Raw genomic sequence first — 18,548 nt, forward strand, 5'->3', positions numbered from 1 at the left:
TGTCACTGGCCGGAGCCGCCCAGCCGGGCGTTCCGCGCGGCGGCCATCCGGCTCGGCAGGCCCCACAGCTGCACGAAACCCTTTGCGAGGGACTGGTCGAAGGTGTCGCCGGTGTCGTAGGTGGCCATCCCGAAGTCGTAGAGGCTCGCCTCGGAGCGCCGACCGGTGACGGTGGCCCGTCCGCCGTGCAGGGTCATCCGCACCTCGCCGCTCACGTGCTGCTGCGCGTCGTCGATGAAGGCGTCCAGCGAGTCCTTCAGCGGCGAGAACCACAGGCCGTCGTAGACCAGCTCACCCCAGCGCTGGTCGACGCCCCGCTTGAACCGGGCCAGGTCGCGCTCCACGGTGACCGCCTCCAGCTCCTGGTGGGCGGTGATCAGCGCGATCGCGCCGGGAGCCTCGTACACCTCGCGGCTCTTGATCCCGACCAGCCGGTCCTCCACCATGTCGAGCCGGCCCACGCCCTGCGCCCCGGCGCGCCGGTTCAACTCCAGGATCGCCTGGTACGGGGTGACCGTCTCACCGTCGATGGCCACCGGTACGCCGGCGTCGAAGGTGATCACGACCTCGTCGGCGTCGCGGTCCTGCGCCGGGTCGGCCGTGTACGAGTAGAGGTCCTCGATCGGGGCGTTCCAGATGTCCTCCAGGAAGCCGGTCTCCACCGCGCGGCCCCACAGGTTCTGGTCGATGGAGTACGGCGACTTCGCCGACACGTCGATCGGCAGCCCCTTCTCCTCGGCGAACGCGATCGCCTTGTCCCGCGTCCAGGCGTAGTCCCGCGCCGGCGCGATGATCTTCAGGTCGGGGGCGAGGGCGTTCAGGCCGACCTCGAAACGGACCTGGTCGTTGCCCTTGCCGGTGCAGCCGTGCGAGACGATCGTCCCGCCGTGCTTGCGCGCCGCGGCCACCAGGTGCTTGACGATCAGCGGCCGGGACAGCGCCGACACCAGCGGGTAGCGGTCCATGTAGAGGGCGTTCGCCCGGATGGCCGGCAGGCAGTAGTCGGCGGCGAACTCGTCGCGCGCGTCGACCAGCTCGGACTCGGCGGCGCCGCAGTCCAGCGCGCGCTGCCGGATGGCGTCGAGGTCCTCGCCGCCCTGCCCGACATCGACCGCCACCGCGATCACCTCGGCGCCGGTCTGCTCGGCCAGGTAAGGAATGGCGACGGAGGTGTCGAGACCTCCGGAGTACGCCAGAACTACACGTTCAGTCATCTGAGTTGCGGCGTGCCGTCGAAGCCGGCGGGACCCGCCGCTCCCTCCTTTCAAGTGATTGTCGTACGCGGTTGGTAGAACCTGAGGCGTGGCTGGGGTGAAGCGATCGTTCAAGTGCCGCTTCTATCCGTCGCCGCAGCAGGCTGAGCAGTTGAACAGGACGTTCGGATGTGTACGCCTGGTCTACAACCGCGCGTTGGAGGCGCGGACCCGAGCGTGGACGGTGGACCGGCAACGAAGCAGTTACGCACAGACCTCGGCTTGGCTGACGGAGTGGAAGCGGACCGACGACCTGGCGTTCCTGAACGCGGTGAGTGCGGTGCCGTTGCAGCAGACGCTGCGGCATCTGCAAACCGCATTCGCCGGCTTCTGGCAACGGCGCTGCAAGTACCCGCGGTTCAAGTCCAAGCGCAGGTCGCGGGCGGCGGCCGAATACACGCGCTCGGCGTTCCGCTGGCGCGACGGCCATCTCACCCTCGCCAAGATGGAGGCTCCCCTGGACATCGTGTGGTCCAGACCCCTGCCCAAGGATGTCGAGCCATCCACGGTCACCGTGTCGCGAGACGCGGCCGGCCGGTGGTTCGTGTCTCTTCTGGTAGAGGATCCGACCGTGCAGGCCCTGCCCGCACTGGATGGGGCGGTCGGAGTAGACGCGGGCATCACCAGTCTGGTCACGCTGTCCACCGGAGAGAAGATTGCCAATCCGCGCCATGAGCGGATGGATCGGCGGAAGTTGGCCAAGGCGCAGCGCAACCTGTCCCGCAAGGAGAAGGGTTCCGCCAACCGGGCCAAGGCCCGGGCGAGGCTGGGTCGGATCCATGCCCGCGTCGCTGACCGGCGGCGTGATCATCTGCACAAGCTGAGCACTCGACTTGTTCGTGAGAACCAAGCGGTGATAATCGAGGATCTCAGCGTTCGCAACTTGCTGCGCAACCACCGCATGGCCCGGGTAATCTCCGACGCGGCGTGGTCCGAACTGCGCCGAATGCTGGAGTACATGGCCGTCTGGTACGGGCGTACGTTGGTTGTTGTGGACCGGTGGTGTCCGTCGTCGAAGACATGTTCCACCTGCGGCCGGATCAACCCGTCGATGCCGCTGACTGTCAGGGAATGGGTCTGCGCCGCCTGCCACGTCGAGCATGACCGGGACGTCAACGCCGCACGAAACATCCTCGCCGCCGGGCTGGCGGAGAGGCGAAACGCCTGCGGAGCTGATGTAAGTCCTCATGGGATCCCCTCCCTTCGGGGCAGTCGGCAATGAAACAGGAAGCTTCACGGGTGACCGTGAGGATCCCCTCGCTGCAACGAGGGGAACAGGTCAAGGTGTGGTGCTCCCTTCAACGCTGTCTTCCCGGCGGGCCCAGCCGGCGAGCTTGTCGCCGAGTGCGGCCCCGCCGACGGCCTCACGGGCCACGACGAGGATGGTGTCGTCGCCGGCGATGGTGCCGACGACCTCGGGCAGGCCCGCTCGGTCCAACGCGCTGGCCAGGTATTGGGCTGCGCCCGGCGGGGTACGCAGCACGGCGATGTTTCCGCTGGAGTCGACTCCGTTGAGCAGCTCGCGCAGCAGCCGCACCAACCGGGCGGGGGCCGCCTCGGCGTCGCGCAGCGGCCGGTGGCCGTCCTCGGGGATCAGGTAGACCGCCGGCCCGTCGCCGCCGCGCACCTTGACCGCGCCGAGCTCCTCCAGGTCCCTCGAGAGGGTGGCCTGGGTGACTCCGACGCCGTCGGCGGCGAGCAGGTCGGCCAGTTCGGTCTGCGAGCGGACGGCCTTGTCGCGGATCAGCTCCACGATCCGGGCGTGCCGGGCGGCGCGGGTCAGCGGGGCGGTCATCGGGGCTCCCCGATCGCGGCGCCCACCAGGAACGTCAGCAGCGCCTTCTGGGCGTGCAGCCGGTTCTCCGCCTGGTCGAGGACCGCGCTCTGCGGGCCGTCGAGCACCTCGTCGGTGATCTCCTCGCCGCGGTGCGCGGGCAGGCAGTGCAGCACGATCGCGTCCGGCGCGGCCTGGCCGAGCAGCTCCTTGTTGACCTGGTAGGGCAGGAACGGAGTGATCCGGTCCAGCCCGTCGTCCTCCTGCCCCATCGAGGTCCAGGCGTCGGTGGCCACCACGTCGGCGTCGCGTACCGCCTGGCCCGGATCGGTCAGGACCCGCACGGACCCGCCGGTGCTGGCGGCGATCTCCGCCGCCCGGCTCAGCACGGTCGGATCCGGTGCGAAGCCTGCCGGCCCGGCGATCCGCACGTGCATCCCGGCCGTCGCCCCGGCCAGCAGGTACGACTGCGCCATGTTGTTCGCGCCGTCCCCCACGTAGGTCAGGGTGCGGCCGGCCGTACCGCCGCACCGCTCGCGGACGGTGAGCAGGTCGGCCAGCAGCTGGCAGGGGTGGAAGCCGTCGGTGAGCGCGTTGATCACCGGTACGCTCGCGCCCGTCGCCACCTCGGTGATCCGGTCGTCGCCGTGGGTGCGCAGCACGATGGCCGCGACGTAGCGGGACAGCACCCGACCGGCGTCGGCCAGCGACTCGCCCCGGCCGAAGTGGGTGACCTGGGTGTCCACGACCAGGGGGTGCCCGCCCAGCTCGGCGATCCCAACGTCGAACGAGATCCGGGTACGCAGGCTTTGCTTGTCGAAGAGCACCGCCACCGAGCGCGGCCCGGACAGCGGCCGGTGGCCGAACCGGTCGGCCTTCATCCGCGCCGCCAGGTCGAGCACCGTGGCCTGCTCGGCGGGCGAGAGGTCGTCGTCGCGTAGAAAGTGCCGGCTCATGCGGTCGTCCCCGTCGTGGTCGTGATCGGCGTCGAGATCCTGGAGGATTCCGGTCCCTGGAGGGGCGTTCTCCCTCCACGAGCTGCGCTGCCGGCGGCTGCGGGAGCCGCCGCGGCCAGGGCGGCGGGTAGCGCGGCGAGGAAGGCGTCCGCCTGGGCGGCGGTGAGGATCAGTGGCGGGGCCAGCCGGACCACGCCCGGCTGCACCGGGTTGACCAGGAAGCCGGCCTCGCGCAGCGCCTCGGTGAGCACCGGCGCCACCGGCGCGGTGAGCGCCACGCCGAGCAGCAGACCGGCGCCGCGCACCCCGGCGACCAGCGGGTGACCCAGCGCCTCGATCCCGCGGCGCAGCCGCTCGCCGACCCGCTTGACGTGATCGAGCAGCCCCTCGTTGGCGATGGTCGCCACCACGGCGAGCGCGGCGGCGCAACTGACCGGGTTGCCGCCGAAGGTGGTGCCGTGCGAGCCGGGGGTGAGCAGGTCGGCGGCCCGGCCGAAGGCCAGCGTGGCGCCGAGCGGCAGCCCGCCGCCCAGCCCCTTGGCCAGGGTGACCACGTCCGGCTCCACGCCCTCGGCCTGGTGGGCGAACCAGTTCCCGGTGCGGCCGATGCCGGTCTGCACCTCGTCGAGCACCAGCAGCGCCCCGTGCCCGGCGGTGATCCGCCGGGCGGCTGCGAGGTAACCGGCCGGCGGTACGACCACGCCGTTCTCGCCCTGGATCGGCTCCAGGATCACCATGGCGGTGGCGTCGGTGACCGCTGCCTCGAGGGCGGCGACGTCGCCGTATTCGACGTGGGTCACCTCGCCGGGCAGCGGGCGGAACGGGTCCGCCTTGGCTGGCTGGCCGGTCAGCGCGAGAGCACCCATGGTGCGGCCGTGGAACCCGCCCCGGGTGGCCACCACGTGGCTGCGGCCGATGCGCCGGGAGAGCTTGAACGCCGCCTCGTTCGCCTCCGCGCCGGAATTGGCGAAGAAGACCCGGCCGGGCCGTCCGGCGAGCGCCAGCAACAGCTCCGCGAGGGCGACCGGCGGCTCGGCCACGTAGAGGTTGGAGACGTGCCCGAGGGTGGCGACCTGCTTCGAGACGGCGGCCACCACGGCCGGGTGGGCGTGGCCGAGGGCGTTCACCGCGATCCCGCCCACCAGGTCGAGGTATTCCCGGCCGGCGTCGTCGACCACGACGGCGCCAGCGCCGGCGACCAGCGCCATCGGCGGCGTGCCGTAGTTGTCCATCATGGACTGACTCCAGCGTTGCACCAGGGTGCTCATGACGCGACCGAGCCCTTCTTGTTCGCGACTGCGGGGCTCGCAAGCTCACTCCTCGCGCTCACAGAGCCTTCCTTGTTCGCGACTGCGGGGCTCGCAAGCTCACTCCTCGCGCTCACAGAGCCTTCCTTGTTCGCGACTGCGGGGCTCGCAAGCTCACTCCTCGCGCTCACGACCATCGTTCCGAACCCTTCCGAGGTGAACACCTCGAGCAACGTGGAGTGCGCCACCCGACCGTCGACGACGTGCGCGGCGGGGACTCCCCCGCGCACCGCCCGCAGGCAGGCCTCCATCTTCGGCACCATCCCCGATTCGAGGCTGGGCAGCAGCTTCGCCAGGTCGTCGCTGTTGATCTCGGAGACCAGGCTGGTGGTGTCCGGCCAGTCGGCGTACAGGCCGGCAACGTCGGTGAGGACGACCAGCTTGCGAGCCCGCAACGCGACGGCCAGCGCGGCGGCGGCCGTGTCCGCGTTGAGGTTGTGCAGCACCCCGTCGGCGTCCGGCGCGACCGTGGAGATCACCGGGATCCGACCGGCCGTGATCAGGTCGGTCACCGCCGACACGTCCACCGACTCGACGTCGCCGACCTGGCCGACGTCGACCGGCAGCCCGTCCACGTACGCCGGGCGGCGAACCGCGGTGAACAGCCGGGCGTCCTCGCCGGAGAGGCCGACGGCGAACGGTCCGTGCGAGTTGATCAGCCCGACCAGTTCCCGGCCGACCTGCCCGACCAGCACCATCCGGACCACGTCCATCGCCTCGGCGGTGGTCACCCGTAGCCCGCCACGGAACTCACTGGCGATGCCGAGCCGGCCCAGCATGGCGGAGATCTGCGGACCGCCGCCGTGCACCACCACCGGCTTGAGCCCGGCGTACCGCAGGAAGACCATGTCGGCGGCGAACGCCCGCTGCAACTCGGGGTCGGTCATGGCGTTGCCGCCGTACTTGACCACCACCGTGGAGCCGGAGAAGCGGGCCAGCCAGGGCAGCGCCTCGATCAGCGTCTCCGCCTTGACCTGGGCGCGGGTGAGGTCGGTGCTGAGGCTCATGCTCGAGCCCGCCTTTCGTTCGCGGCTGCGGGACTCCGCTTCGCTGCGTTCCTCGCGCTCACGTCGAGTACGCCGAGTTCTCGTGCACGTAGGCGTGGGACAGGTCGTTGGTCCAGATCGTCGCGGCCGACGTGCCGGCGTGCAGGTCGATCCGGATGGTCACGTCCCGCCCGGTCAGGTCGACCTTCGAGCGGTCCTCGGCGGCGCCGCCGCCCCGGCACACCCACACCCTGTTGACGGCCACGTCCACGCCGTCCGGCTCGAACGCGGCGGCGGTGGTGCCCACCGCGGCGAGGATGCGCCCCCAGTTCGGGTCGTTGCCGAACAGCGCGGTCTTGACCAGGTTGTTGCGGGCCACCGTGCGGCCCACCTCGACCGCGTCGTCCTCGTCGGCGGCGCCGACCACATCGATGGCGATCTGCTTGGTGGCGCCCTCGGCGTCGGCGACCAGTTGCTGGGCCAGGTCGTGACAGGCGGCGGTGACCGCGGCGGCCAGCTCGGCCGGCGTCGGCTCGATGCCGCTCGCGCCGCTGGCCAGCAGCAGCACCGTGTCATTGGTCGACATGCAGCCGTCGGAGTCGACCCGGTCGAAGCTGACCCGGGTGGCCGCGCGCAGCACCTCGTCCAGCGTCGCCGGCCCGGCCACCGCGTCGGTGGTCAGCACGCAGAGCATCGTGGCCATCCCCGGCGCGAGCATCCCGGCGCCCTTGGCCATCCCGCCGACGGTCCAGCCGCTGCCCCGGGCCACCGTGGTCTTCGAGCGGGTGTCCGTGGTCATGATGGCCTCGGCGGCGGCCGTGCCGCCGTCGCGCGACAGCCCCCGGATCGCCGAGCGGACGCCGGGCAGCAGCTTCGGCATCGGCAGCCGCTCCCCGATCAGCCCGGTGGAGCAGACCGCCACCTCACCGGCGCCGAGGATCAGCCGTGGGCTCACCGAGGTCAGCGCGGCAGCCGTGTGCTCGGCGGTGGCGTGGGTGTCCTGAAAGCCGGCCGGGCCGGTGCAGGCGTTGGCGCCGCCGGAGTTGAGCACCACCGCGCGGACCACACCGCCACGCACGACCCGCTGCGTCCAGAGCACCGGCGCGGCCTTGATCCGGTTACTGGTGAAGACCGCGGCGACGCCGGCGTCCGGACCGTCGTTGACCACCAGCGCGACGTCGGAGCCACCACTGGCCTTCAGGCCGGCCGCCACCCCGGCCGCCCGGAACCCCCGTGGGGTGGTGACGCTCATGGGGTGACCCCCCAGACCGACAGGCCGGTGGTCTCCGGCAGGCCGAGCATCAGGTTGGCGTTCTGGACGGCCTGGCCGGCGGCGCCCTTGCCCAGGTTGTCCAGCGCGCTGAGCACGATCAGGCGGGCGGAGTCCACGTCGACGGTGGCCTGCAGGTGGCAGGAGTTCGAGCCCAGCGTGGCCGCGGTGTGCGGCCACCGGCCCTCGGGCAGCACGTGCACGAACGGCGCGTCCGCGTACGCCTGCGCCAGCACGTGCTGTGGGTCGACGCCGTGCGCCGGCAGCGCGGTGACCGTGGCCAGGATGCCGCGCGGCATCGGCGCCAGGACCGGGGTGAACGACAGGCCGGTCGCCCCGGACGCCTGCTTGATCTCCGGCACGTGCTGGTGGGTGCCGACCCGGTACGGCGACAGGTCCCCCAGCACCTCGCTCGCCAGCAGGTGCGGCTTGGCCGCCCGGCCGGCGCCCGAGGTGCCGGAGGCGGCGACCACCACCACGTCGGCGGGGTTGGCCGCGCCGGCCGCGATCAGCGGCGCGAGCGCCAGGGTGATGGCGGCGGCGTAACAGCCGGTGTTCGCCACGCGGGTGGAGCCGGCGATCAGCTCCCGCTGGCCGGGCAGCTCGGGCAGGCCGTAGGTCCACCGGCCGGCGTGCGAGCCGCCGTAGTACTGGGCCCAGTCGTACGGGTCGGCGAGCCGATGGTCCGCCCCCAGGTCGACGACCCGCACGTGGGGCGGGATCTGGGCGGCCAGCACCGCCGACTCGCCGTGCGGCAGGGCCAGGAAGACCAGGTCGGCGTCGGTGAGCGTCGTCGGGTCGGTCTCGCCGAGCACCAGGTCGAGCCCGGTGAGCTGCGGGTGCACCACGTCGACGCGGTGCCCGGCCTGGCGGTGCGCGGTGGCGGCGACCAGGTCGAACTCCGGGTGCCCGGCGACCAGCCGCAGCAGCTCGCCCCCGGCGTAGCCGCTCGCCCCGGCGACCGCGACTCGGATTCCCATACTCACCTCCGCATGACTATGCAACAAAGGCTAGCAGTCATGATCGAGGCACTGCAAGTTCATGCAGTCCACTGCATGGGAATTATGTACGTGGCGCCGGACACACGCCTGGCCCGGGTCGCGGGGCGACACGGGCCGGGACGGCGGTAACGAAACAGGGCGGGACGGTCAGAGGCGGCCCTCCGCGACGGCCCGGGCCACCCAGGGAACGACCTCGTCGAGCATCACGTCCAGCGACGTGGTCGCGGTGAACCCGAGCACCTCACGGGCCTTGGTGACGTCCGGCACCCGCTTCTGCACGTCGTAGCGGAACGGCTCGTCGCAGACGTACCGGAACGGCACGTCCGAACCCTTGATCTTGTGCCAGATCAGCTCGGCCAACTCCAGCACGCTCGTCGACTCCGCCGTCGAGAGGTTGAAGTCCTCGTTCCGCCCCGGCCACCAGGTGGTCGCAGCCGTCCAGCAGATCGGTGAGCAGGTCGACGTCGCGGGCGTCGCCCTCGACGAAGCGGTAGCGGGCAGCTTCTCGGTCAGCGTCGTCACTCCCGGATAGACGGTGCTGCGAAGCACCACGAGCTGCCCGTCGCGCAGGTGCTCGTTCGCACCGCTCCAGCGCCTGGGGCACCGCGCCGAGGTCCGGGTTGAGGTGCTCGTCCACCGGCGTGCCGACGACCACCACCAGGTGCTCGGAGCCGCCCACGCTGGCCGGATGAGGGCCCCTCAGGATCCGGCGCGGGCGGCTGCCCACCGGGCGCATCGACGGATCCGTCCTCCGAACCCCACCTGAGCGGCGCTGCCGGCCATGCTCCGGGCGCACCTGGCCGAGGGTCCGCCGCGGGGGACGTGCCACGTCAAGCGGTGCAGCCATAACGTGGCCTGCAAGCAGCAGGTGCCGGCGGGCCCAGAGCAGGCCGGCGGTGGCCACCGCGAGCACGGCGGCCACCGCGAGCCATCAAGACACCCCTCAGGCGCCGCGCAGGGTGGCGCCGAAGCGCTCGGCGGCCACGGCCACCGCCGCGTCCCGGGCGGCCACCGCCTCCTCGACGGTGAGCGTCCGGTCCGGCGCCCGGAAGGTCAGCTTGTACGCCAGCGACCGGCGACCCGCACCGAGCTGCTCACCGGAGTACACATCGAACAGCCGCACGTCCTCCAGCAGCTCGCCGGCGCCCGCCTCCAGCGCCCGACGCACCTGCTCCGCCGGCACCGACTCGTCCACCACCAGCGCCACGTCGATCAGCGCCGGCGGGAAACCGGACACCGTCGGGGCGGGCGTCACCGGGGCGGACGGCAGCGCGTCCAGGGACAGCTCCATCGCGCAGGTCCGGCGGGGCAGCTCCAACGCCGCCACCACCACCGGGTGCAACTCGCCGGCGTGCCCCACGACCGTGCCGCCGACCAGCAGTTCGGCGCAGCGGCCGGGGTGCCACGGGGCGTACTCGGCGGCACGCACCTCGACCCGCTCGTCGGGAATGCCGGCGGCGGCCAGCACGTCGCGGGCCGCCTCGATGGCGTCCGCCCAGCCGGCCGCCCGGCCCGGACCCCACCAGCCGGCGGGGTCGAGGTCACCGGTCAGCACCACCGCGACGTGCACGGGCTGCGCCGGCACCACCGCGTCGGCGGCCGCGAACTCCTCGTCGGTGGGGCGGCGGTCCACCCCCATCGCCGGCGGGCTGCCAGCGCCGACGCGCGGGTGGAACACCGCCCCGATCTCGTAGAGCGCGAGGTCACGGTGCCCCCGGCCGAGGTTGCGCTTGAGGATGCCGAGCAGCGGGCCGAGCAGCGTGGTGCGCAGCAGCGGCTCCTCCTCGGACAGGGGGTTGGCCAGCCGGACCGCAGGCCGGCGCGGGTCGTCGGCCGGCAGGCCGAGCAGGTCAGCCAACTCCGGGGACACGAACGGGTGCGCGAGCACCTCCACGTACCCCCGCTCGGACAGTGACCAGGCGACCGCCCGGCGCCGGCACTGCCGCGGGGTCAACCCGCGGCCGGGCGGCGCGGCCGGCAGCACCGACGGCACCCGGTCGTACCCGTCGAGGCGGACGACCTCCTCGACCAGGTCGGCCGGGTCGGTCAGGTCGGGCCGCCAGCTCGGTGGCGTGACGCTGAGCGCGACCCCGGCGCCGCTGGCGACACCGACCGCGCCCGGGTCCTCGGCCAACCGGTCCGCGCCCTGCGCGACCGTGCAGCCGACCCGCTCCAGCAGGGCGACCACCCGCGGCGGCGGGTACTCGACCCCGACCCGCCGGGTGGGCAGGTCCGCCGGAAGGCTGATCGGGGTACGCGGGCGGACGTGGTCGATGTCCAGGATCTCCGCGCCCGGGGTGCCGCCACCGTGCTCGGCGAGCAGCCGGACGGCCCGCTCCAGCGCGACCAGCGGCAGGGCCGGGTCGACGCCCCGCTCCCAGCGCTTCGCGGCCTCGCTGAACAGCTTGTGCCGGCGGGCGGTGCGCCCGACCATCGCCGGGTTCCAGTGCGCCGCCTCGAAGAGCACGCTGGTGGTGCCGGCGACGACCTCACTGGTCTCGCCGCCCATCACCGCGGCGAGCGAGATCGGGCCGGTGTCGTCGCAGATCACCATGTCGTCGCCGGCGAGCACCCGCTGCACCCCGTCCAGGGTGGTCAGCTTCTCCCCCGGCTCGGCGCGGCGGACCACCAGCGGCCCGGCGATCCGGTCGGCGTCGAAGGCGTGCATCGGCTGGCCCAGCTCCAGCATCACGTAGTTCGTGATGTCGACCGGCAGCGAGATGCTGCGGACGCCCGCGGTGACGAGCCGGTGCCGCATCCACGACGGCGTGGGCGCGGTCGGGTCGACGCCGCGCACCAGACGGGCGGCGTAGCGGTCGCAGCCGACCGGGTCGCGCACCTCCACCGGGTACGCCGGCGTCTCGGTGCCGACCGGCGCGGGCACCATGGCCGGATCGTGCAGCGGCACGTCGAAGGCGTGCGACAGCTCCCGGGCCAGGCCGCGCAGGCTCAGCGCGTACCCCCGGTCGGGGGTGATCTCCAGCTCGAACACCACGTCGTCGAGGCCGACCACCGGGCGCGCGTCGTCGCCCGGCTTGGCCGCCACGTCCGGCGGCAGCACGATGATGCCGGAGTGGTCGTCGCCCAGGCCCAGCTCCTTGGCCGAGCAGATCATGCCGTTGGAGTTGTGCCCGTAGGTCTTGCGGGCGCCGATGGCGAAGCCGCCGGGCAGTACGCCGCCGGGCAGGATCACCACCACCCGGTCGCCGGGGGCGAAGTTGCGCGCTCCACAGACGATCTCCTGCGGCTCACCGGTGCCGTTGGCGTCACCCACGTCGACCCGGCAGAACCGGATCGGCTTCTTGAAGCCGGTGAGCTCCTCGATCTCCCGCACCTCGCCGACGACCAACTGGCCGGTGACGGTCGCCCGCAGGTCCACCACGGACTCGACCTCGATGCCGAGGTCGATCAGGGCCTGCTCCAGGTCACCAGTGGGCAGGTCGGCGGGGAGGTCGACGTACTCCCGCAGCCAACTGACAGTAACTCGCATGACTTCAGACCACCGTTCCCGTGTCTCGTACCCGCATCGCCTACGCCCCGGTCCCGAGCGCGCGGCTGAACCGCACGTCGCCCTCGAAGAGATGGCGGATGTCGCTGACCCCGTGCCGGACCATCAGGGTCCGGTCGATGCCCATGCCGAAGGCGAATCCGGAGTAGACCTCGGGGTCCACACCGCAGGCGCGCAGCACCCGCGGGTTGACCATCCCGCAGCCGCCCCACTCGACCCACTGGGGGCCGTCGCGGTGCTCCGGGAACCAGACGTCGAACTCCGCCGACGGCTCGGTGAACGGGAAGTAGTGCGGCCGCCACCGGGTCTTCGCCTCCGGGCCGAAGATCGCCCGGGCGAAGTGGTCGAGGGTGCCGCGCAGGTGCGCCATCGTGATGCCCTTGTCGACCACCAGGCCCTCGGCCTGGTGGAAGACCGGGCTGTGGGTGGCGTCCACCTCGTCGGTGCGGTAGACCCGGCCCGGGCAGATCACGTAGATCGGCGGGGTGCGGCTCAGCATGGTGCGGGTCTGCACGTTCGAGGTGTGCGTCCGCAGCACCAGGCCGGAGCCCTCCGGTGCGATGTGGAAGGTGTCCATCAGCCCGCGCGCCGGGTGGTCGGCGGGAATGTTCAACGCGTCGAAGTTGACCCACTCCAGGTCGACCTCGGGGCCCTCGGCCACCTCGTAGCCCATCCCGACGAAGAGGTCGCTGACCGACTCCATCAGGGTGCTCAGCGGGTGCCGGGCGCCACGCGGACGCCGGGCGTAGGGCAGGGTGACGTCCACCCGTTCCTCGACCAGCACCCGCTCGGCCTGCTCGCGCTCCACGACCTCGGCGCGGTCGGCGTAGGCGGTCTCGATCGCCCGTCGGGCCTCGTTGACCCGCTTGCCGGCATCCGACTTGGCGGCCGGCGGCAGCGCGCCGATCTCCCGGCGGGCCAGCGAGACCGGCGACCGGTCACCGAGGTGCGCGGGGCGCAGCGCGGTCAGCGCGTCCGGGTCGGTGGCCGCCGTGAACGCCTCGGTGGCGTCGGCGACGGCCGCGGCCAGGGCGGCCGGGTCGAGCAGGGCGACCTGCTTCGGGTCGTACGGATCGTTGCGGTAGCTCATGGCGTACGGGCACTCCCTCACGGCGGCGCCAGCCCTCACCGGGGCGGCTAAGCGAGTCTACGGACGCGCGGCTGCGCCGCAGCCCGCCGGTAGGAGTCGTGCAGGGAGCAGGTCAGGCCCGCCGCCCGCCGAGACCGGCGGGCTGGCTAAACGAACGCCGTGGCGCGTTCATCGACGGAAGCTCTCCCCTGCGGTATGTGCGCGGGTGTGGACACCTCAACGCTGTGCTCTCGCTGAAGCGTACAGGCAGACCGCGGCGGCCGCAGCCAGGTTCAAGCTCTCCGCGCGCCCGTGCAGCGGCACCCGGACCCGGGCGTCGGCTGCGGCCGCCAGCTTCTCCGGCAGCCCGTGCGCCTCGGAACCGAACAGCCAGGCGGTGGGCTCGGCGAGCCGACCGTGGTCGGCCAGGTCGTCCAGGTCGCTGTCGCCGTAGCCGGTGGTGGCCAGCACGGTCAACCCGGCGGTACGGAGCGCTTCGACCGCCTGCAGCGGGTCGGCGGCACGGACCACGTCGACGTGGAAGAGGCTGCCGGCGGAGGCCCGGACGCACTTGCCGTTGTACGGGTCGACGGCGTCGCCGGCGAAGACCACCGCGCCCGCCCCGGCGGCGTCGGCGGTGCGCAGCACGGTGCCGGCGTTACCCGGGTCGCGGATCTCGGCGAGCACCGCCACCAGACGGGGCGCGCCGGCGAGGGCCTGCTCCAGCGGCACGTCCAGGTGCCGGCAGACGGCGACCAGCCCCTGCGGGGCCACGGTCTCGGCCAGCGCGGCGAGCCCCTCGTCGGTCACCTCGGAGACCGGCACGTCGGCGCGGGCCGCGGCGCCGGCCAGCTCCGGGTACCGGTCGAGGGCGGTGGGCGTACCGAAGAGCTCGGTGACCACCTCCGGCCGGGCCAGCGCCTCGCGGACCGCCTGCGGTCCCTCGGCCAGGAACCGGCCGGTGGCCTCCCGGTCCCGGCGGCGCTGCAGGCGGCGGGCGGCGACCACCCTGGGTGTACGCGGAGTGAAGGCCATGGTGTGCGCTCCTCCGGCACGATCGAGGCGCCCCCCGGACGGCGGTGCCGACACGGGAGACGCCTCGCTCTTGTGCGCGGGGATCAGGCGGCCTGGGCCGCCGCGCCGCCGGTGCCCTCGGCCGCGACCGCGGCCCGGGCCAGCTCGACGATCGCCGCGAAGGCGGCGGCGTCGTTGACGGCCAGGTCGGCCAGGATCTTGCGGTCGACCTCGATGCCGGCCAGACGCAGGCCCTGGATCAGGCGGTTGTAGGTCATCCCGTTGGCCCGGGCGCCCGCGTTGATCCGCTGGATCCACAGCTGCCGGAAGTCGCCCTTGCGGTCACGACGGTCCCGGTAGGCGTACTGCATCGAGTGCAGCACCTGCTCCTTGGCCTTGCGGTACAGCCGGGAGCGCTGACCGCGGTAACCGCTCGCGGTCTCCAGCAGGGTACGACGCTTCTTCTGGGCGTTTACAGCCCGCTTGACGCGTGCCATCTCAACTCCTTCTTACGTAAAGGTGGCGCGCGTCAGCGGCCGAGCAGCTTCTTGATGCGCTTGACGTCGGCCTTGGCCAGCACGACCGTGCCGGTCAGCCGGCGGGTCTGGGTGGAGGGCTTCTTCTCCAGGTTGTGGCGGAGGCCGGCCTGCTGGGCAACGATCTTGCCCTTGCCGGTGACCTTGACCCGCTTACCCATACCCGTGTGGCTCTTCATCTTCGGCATGTGGAACGTCTTCTCCCCTGTTACTCGCCGCTGGTGTCGGCGGCGGTGCCGGTGTCACCGGCTGCTGCGGTCTCGCCGGCCGCCGCGGTCTCATCGGCTGCCGGGGCGGCGGACTCGTCCGCACCCCGCTCCCGAGGTGCACCGCGGGACGCCGTAGCGGCGACCGCGGAGGCCTTGACGGCCCGATGCGGAGCGAGAACCATGATCATGTTTCGGCCGTCCTGCTTCGGAGCGGCCTCGACGTATCCCAGTTCCGTGATCTCGGACTCGAGCCGGCGCAGGAGCCGGTAGCCCAGCTCCGGGCGGCTCTGCTCGCGACCGCGGAACATGATCGTCACCTTGACCTTGTCGCCCGCCTTGAGGAACCGCACCACGTGACCCTTCTTGGTCTCGTAGTCGTGCGGGTCGATCTTCGGTCGGAGCTTCATTTCCTTGATGACGGTCTGCTGCTGGTTACGCCGCGCTTCGCGCGCCTTGAGTGCGCTCTCGTACTTGAACTTGCCGAAGTCCATGAGCTTGCACACCGGCGGGCGCGCCATCGGCGCAACCTCGACCAGGTCCAGATCGACGTCCGCGGCCAGCTGAAGGGCGCGCTCCAGTGGGACGATGCCCACCTGCTCACCCTCGGGGCCGACCAGTCGGACCTCACGTGCCCGGATCTGCTCGTTCACGCGTGGTTCGACGCTGATGGGGCCTCCTCGAGTCGTTTCCGCTTTTCACCGACCCCCGCGGCTCCCGGGTGGGAACCGACCCGGAAAGCAGAAGGCCCCGGCGCATGCCAGGGCCCGCTCGACCGGTCGGCACGATCACAGGATCGCGCATCCGGAACCGGGACGTGCCCGAAACCGGGGACCGGGACCCGGCCACCGTAGCGGCGACTCGGGTGGGAGCAGGCGCTCCGCTTTCGTGGCTGCCTGCTCGCACGCGGAGACAGCCTGGTCGACTCGATAACACTACACCGACGTCCCGGTCACTCGCACACCGGGCACACATCCTCGGCCGGAGGCGGCAGTTTCGGCGATGTTGTCCGGATCTACGGTGGGTGGGTGCGCGCTGGTCGCCTCGGGGCGGGTGGGACAGGGCGGACGCGAGGAGCTGAGCCGACGCTGGGTGGCGATCCTGGCTCAACATGCCGACACGGGAGCCGCAGAGCCCGGGCGGGTCGGCGCGGGCGAGCGGTCAGCGGCCGCCGGCGCGCTCGGCGAGGCGGGACTGGTGCGCCTCGTGCAGCCGGCGCAGCGCGCGGACCCCGTCGACGGCCAGTTCCTTGTCCGCAGCCTGAAGGGCGATCATCGGCAGCAGGTCGTCGTCGTGCAGCTCCAGGCTGGCCCAGGGCGCGCCCCGGTCGAAGCGGACGCCCCGGACGACCTCCCACGGCAGCTGGTACGAGCTGATGACGTTGCGCACCCGGACTCCGCGCGCGTCGGCCTCGACCCGCGGGCGGGTGAACAGCAGGAAGCCCAGCGCCCCGAAGACGCCCAGGCCGATCATGGCGATCTGGTCGCCGCGCTGGAAGCTGCCGTAGCCGTCGCCCGTCGGGCCGGTCAGCGAGGTCGCGACGAGGCCGAACACCACCACCAGGGCGACCGCCGCGGACCAGCAGACCACCCGGATGCGGCGGGGCTTCAGGCGGACCAGCTCGGTATCACTCACCCCACCAGTCTGCCATTCACCTCCGCCCGGCGACCGCACCACCCGCCGAGCACCCGGCAGCGCCGCAGAACCACTCGGCGAGCACCTGCCAGCGCGCAGCAGAACCGCCCGCCGGGCCGCCGCTCCGGACCGCTCCGCGCCGCACAGGGTCACCCAGGTGTCGCAGGTGCCACGGGCGGTAGATCCACTCGAGATCAGCGATATGGAGGTGTCCCGCACGGGCGGACACCCATATCGACGATCCCGAGTCGATCAAGCCGGCCACCAACCCGGCGATCCCGACGCGGGTCGAGCGGGCCGACCACCCCGGCCAGACGCACGTGCCGCGCCCGGCCCGCGAGGCCCGGCAGGGTCAGAGCCGGCAGGCGTGGATGTTGGTGACCAGGATGGCCCGGGCGCCCAGTTCGTACAGCTCGTCCATGATCCGGTGCACGTCGTCGCGGAGCACCATCGCCTGCACGGCCACCCAGCCCTCGCGGTGCAGCGGCGACACCGTGGGCGACTCGATGCCGGGGGTCAGCCCGCTGGCCCGGTCCAGCAGGCCGGCCGGCACGTCGTAGGCGAGCATCACGTACCGGCGGGCCACCAGCACGCCGTGCAGGCGGCGCAGCAACTGCTCGGCCTGCGGGTGCCCCGACGCGCCGGCCCGACGGACCAGCACCGCCGAGGAGCGCAGCAGCGGCTCGCCGAAGACCACGAGACCCGCCTGGCGCAGGGTGGCGCCGGTCTCCACCACGTCGGCGACCACGTCGGCGACGCCGAGCCGGACGGCGTTCTCGACCGCGCCGTCGAGGCGGATCACGTCGGCCTTGACGCCCAGCTCACCGAGGTGCCGTTCGACCAGCCCCGGGTACGCGGTGGCGATCCGGTGCCCGCCCAGGTCGCGTACCGAGGCGATGTCGTCGGGGCGGGCGGCGAAGCGGAAGGTGGCCTGGCCGAAGACGAGGTCGACGACCTCCTCCGCCGGCGCGGCCGAGTCGATCAGCAGGTCGCGGCCGGTGATCCCGAGGTCGAGGTCTCCGGAGCCGACGTAGGTGGCGATGTCCTTGGGACGCAGGTAGAAGAATTCGACGTCGTTGGACTCGTCCCGGCAGACGAGGTCCTTGGGGTCGGTGCGCTGGCGGTAGCCCGCCTCGCGCAGCATCTGGGCGGCCGGTTCGGCCAGGGTGCCCTTGTTGGGAATGGCGACACGCAGCATGACGGAGTGCTCCTTCGATCCGGGATGGCGATCAACGAGTGGGGCACTCACAGATGTCGGTAGACGTCCTTGAGTTCGAGACCGCTGGCCAGCATCAGCACCTGGACCTGGTAGAGCAGTTGGGAGATCTCCTCGGCGGTGCGCTGCGGCCCCTCGTGCTCGGCGGCCATCCACGACTCGGCCGCCTCCTCGACGACCTTCTTGCCGATGAAGTGCACCCCCTTGTCCAGGGCGGCGACGGTGCCCGAGCCCGGGGTGCCGGCTGCGGCCTTGGCCTGCAGCTCGGCGAACAACTCCTCGAACGTCTTCACGGAACGCGATTCTTCCAGCCGGCCGGTCAACCGCTGAAGCCGACCCGCTGGCCGTCGTGGGCAAGAGTCCGGACAGCCAGCGCGGCGTCGAGCGCGGCGACGGTGGCCGACCAGCCCTTGTCCTCCGCCGACCCGGGCAGTCCGGCCCGGTCCCGGGCCTGCTCGATGGTGTCCACGGTGAGCACCCCGTGCGCCACCGGCTTGCCCTCGTCCAGCGCCACCCGGGTCAGCCCGTCGGTGACCGACCGGCAGACGTAGTCGAAGTGCGCGGTGGCGCCACGGACCACCACGCCGAGCGCGACCACCACGTCGCAGCGGCGCGCGAGGGCCTGGGCGACCACCGGCAGCTCGACCGAGCCGGCGACCCGGGCCACCACCGAGTGGGCGCCGCACGCCTCGGCGGCGGCCACCGCGCGCTCCAGCATGTGGTCGGTCAGCTCGCCGTGCCACCGGGCGGCCACCACCCCGACGGTCAGCCCCGCGGCGTCCACCGCGTCGACTCCCGGCTCACCGAAACCCGCCAT

The 18,548-nt window shown here is 72.4% G+C and carries 19 protein-coding genes; 1 reads left to right on the forward strand and 18 read right to left on the reverse strand.

All coding sequences use genetic code 11. The features are described from left to right. Positions 1-2: 2 nt before the first annotated feature. Positions 3-1,214 (reverse strand): argininosuccinate synthase, encoded by a 1,212-nt coding sequence (locus KBX63_RS30400; protein WP_210917211.1) that lies wholly within the window; start codon positions 1,212-1,214, stop codon positions 3-5. Positions 1,215-1,302: 88 nt separating this feature from the next. On the opposite strand from KBX63_RS30400, the gene KBX63_RS30405 reads away from it, so the two are divergent. Then, positions 1,303-2,475: an RNA-guided endonuclease TnpB family protein gene (locus tag KBX63_RS30405; protein WP_210917212.1), complete on the forward strand. Its 1,173-nt coding sequence runs from the start codon at positions 1,303-1,305 to the stop codon at positions 2,473-2,475. Between the two features lie 57 nt (positions 2,476-2,532). Here the strand turns inward: KBX63_RS30405 and KBX63_RS30410 are convergent, their stop codons facing one another. The 17 genes from KBX63_RS30410 to ribH form a co-directional block, all read right to left on the reverse strand. Continuing rightward, the gene (locus KBX63_RS30410) at positions 2,533-3,048 is read right to left on the reverse strand and encodes an arginine repressor (protein WP_210917213.1); all 516 of its coding nucleotides are present in this window, start codon (positions 3,046-3,048) and stop codon (positions 2,533-2,535) included. Further along, the gene (argF, locus tag KBX63_RS30415) at positions 3,045-3,983 is read right to left on the reverse strand and encodes an ornithine carbamoyltransferase (RefSeq protein ID WP_210917216.1); all 939 of its coding nucleotides are present in this window, start codon (positions 3,981-3,983) and stop codon (positions 3,045-3,047) included. Before argF ends, KBX63_RS30410 begins: the two co-directional genes overlap by 4 nt. Next, complete coding sequence (locus KBX63_RS30420) at positions 3,980-5,251, reverse strand: acetylornithine transaminase (protein WP_210917219.1); 1,272 nt, start codon at positions 5,249-5,251, stop codon at positions 3,980-3,982. Before KBX63_RS30420 ends, argF begins: the two co-directional genes overlap by 4 nt. Then, a complete protein-coding gene (gene argB / locus KBX63_RS30425) occupies positions 5,248-6,297 on the reverse strand; it encodes an acetylglutamate kinase (protein ID WP_210917221.1) in 1,050 nt (349 codons plus the stop codon). The genes KBX63_RS30420 and argB overlap by 4 nt, the downstream gene beginning before the upstream one ends. 58 nt (positions 6,298-6,355) lie before the next feature. After that, complete coding sequence (argJ, locus tag KBX63_RS30430) at positions 6,356-7,528, reverse strand: bifunctional glutamate N-acetyltransferase/amino-acid acetyltransferase ArgJ (RefSeq protein WP_210917224.1); 1,173 nt, start codon at positions 7,526-7,528, stop codon at positions 6,356-6,358. After that, positions 7,525-8,526, reverse strand: coding sequence for an N-acetyl-gamma-glutamyl-phosphate reductase (argC, locus tag KBX63_RS30435; RefSeq protein ID WP_210917226.1), 1,002 nt, complete (start codon positions 8,524-8,526; stop codon positions 7,525-7,527). The genes argJ and argC overlap by 4 nt, the downstream gene beginning before the upstream one ends. 168 nt (positions 8,527-8,694) lie before the next feature. Beyond that, entirely contained in the window at positions 8,695-9,096 is a 402-nt protein-coding gene (locus tag KBX63_RS35685; protein WP_247663668.1) for a hypothetical protein, read from the reverse strand. Positions 9,097-9,490: 394 nt separating this feature from the next. Further along, positions 9,491-12,037, reverse strand: a complete 2,547-nt coding sequence (gene pheT / locus KBX63_RS30450; protein ID WP_210917228.1) for a phenylalanine--tRNA ligase subunit beta — start codon at positions 12,035-12,037, stop codon at positions 9,491-9,493. Positions 12,038-12,077: 40 nt separating this feature from the next. Continuing rightward, positions 12,078-13,145: a phenylalanine--tRNA ligase subunit alpha gene (gene pheS / locus KBX63_RS30455; protein WP_210917231.1), complete on the reverse strand. Its 1,068-nt coding sequence runs from the start codon at positions 13,143-13,145 to the stop codon at positions 12,078-12,080. A 216-nt stretch (positions 13,146-13,361) separates the two neighbouring features. Next, complete coding sequence (locus KBX63_RS30460) at positions 13,362-14,159, reverse strand: RNA methyltransferase (protein WP_247663669.1); 798 nt, start codon at positions 14,157-14,159, stop codon at positions 13,362-13,364. Positions 14,160-14,242: 83 nt separating this feature from the next. After that, complete coding sequence (gene rplT, locus KBX63_RS30465) at positions 14,243-14,635, reverse strand: 50S ribosomal protein L20 (RefSeq protein ID WP_030335718.1); 393 nt, start codon at positions 14,633-14,635, stop codon at positions 14,243-14,245. Between the two features lie 32 nt (positions 14,636-14,667). Then, positions 14,668-14,862 carry a 50S ribosomal protein L35 gene (gene rpmI, locus KBX63_RS30470; RefSeq protein ID WP_007458415.1) on the reverse strand — a complete coding sequence of 65 codons (195 nt, stop codon included), beginning with the start codon at positions 14,860-14,862 and terminating at the stop codon, positions 14,668-14,670. A gap of 20 nt (positions 14,863-14,882) precedes the next feature. After that, positions 14,883-15,533 carry a translation initiation factor IF-3 gene (infC, locus tag KBX63_RS30475; protein WP_210917233.1) on the reverse strand — a complete coding sequence of 217 codons (651 nt, stop codon included), beginning with the start codon at positions 15,531-15,533 and terminating at the stop codon, positions 14,883-14,885. Positions 15,534-16,041: 508 nt separating this feature from the next. After that, on the reverse strand, positions 16,042-16,515 hold the full coding sequence (locus KBX63_RS30480; RefSeq protein ID WP_210917234.1) for a PH domain-containing protein: 474 nt from the start codon (positions 16,513-16,515) through the stop codon (positions 16,042-16,044). Between the two features lie 352 nt (positions 16,516-16,867). Next, positions 16,868-17,713: an ATP phosphoribosyltransferase gene (hisG, locus tag KBX63_RS30485; protein ID WP_089016569.1), complete on the reverse strand. Its 846-nt coding sequence runs from the start codon at positions 17,711-17,713 to the stop codon at positions 16,868-16,870. A 47-nt stretch (positions 17,714-17,760) separates the two neighbouring features. Next, the gene (locus tag KBX63_RS30490) at positions 17,761-18,042 is read right to left on the reverse strand and encodes a phosphoribosyl-ATP diphosphatase (protein ID WP_197701276.1); all 282 of its coding nucleotides are present in this window, start codon (positions 18,040-18,042) and stop codon (positions 17,761-17,763) included. 8 nt (positions 18,043-18,050) lie between these two features. Next, positions 18,051-18,548, reverse strand: coding sequence for a 6,7-dimethyl-8-ribityllumazine synthase (ribH, locus tag KBX63_RS30495; RefSeq protein WP_210917269.1), 498 nt, complete (start codon positions 18,546-18,548; stop codon positions 18,051-18,053).

Origin of the sequence: Micromonospora sp. U21 (genome assembly GCF_018070045.1) — a bacterium.
Lineage (GTDB): Bacteria > Actinomycetota > Actinomycetes > Mycobacteriales > Micromonosporaceae > Micromonospora.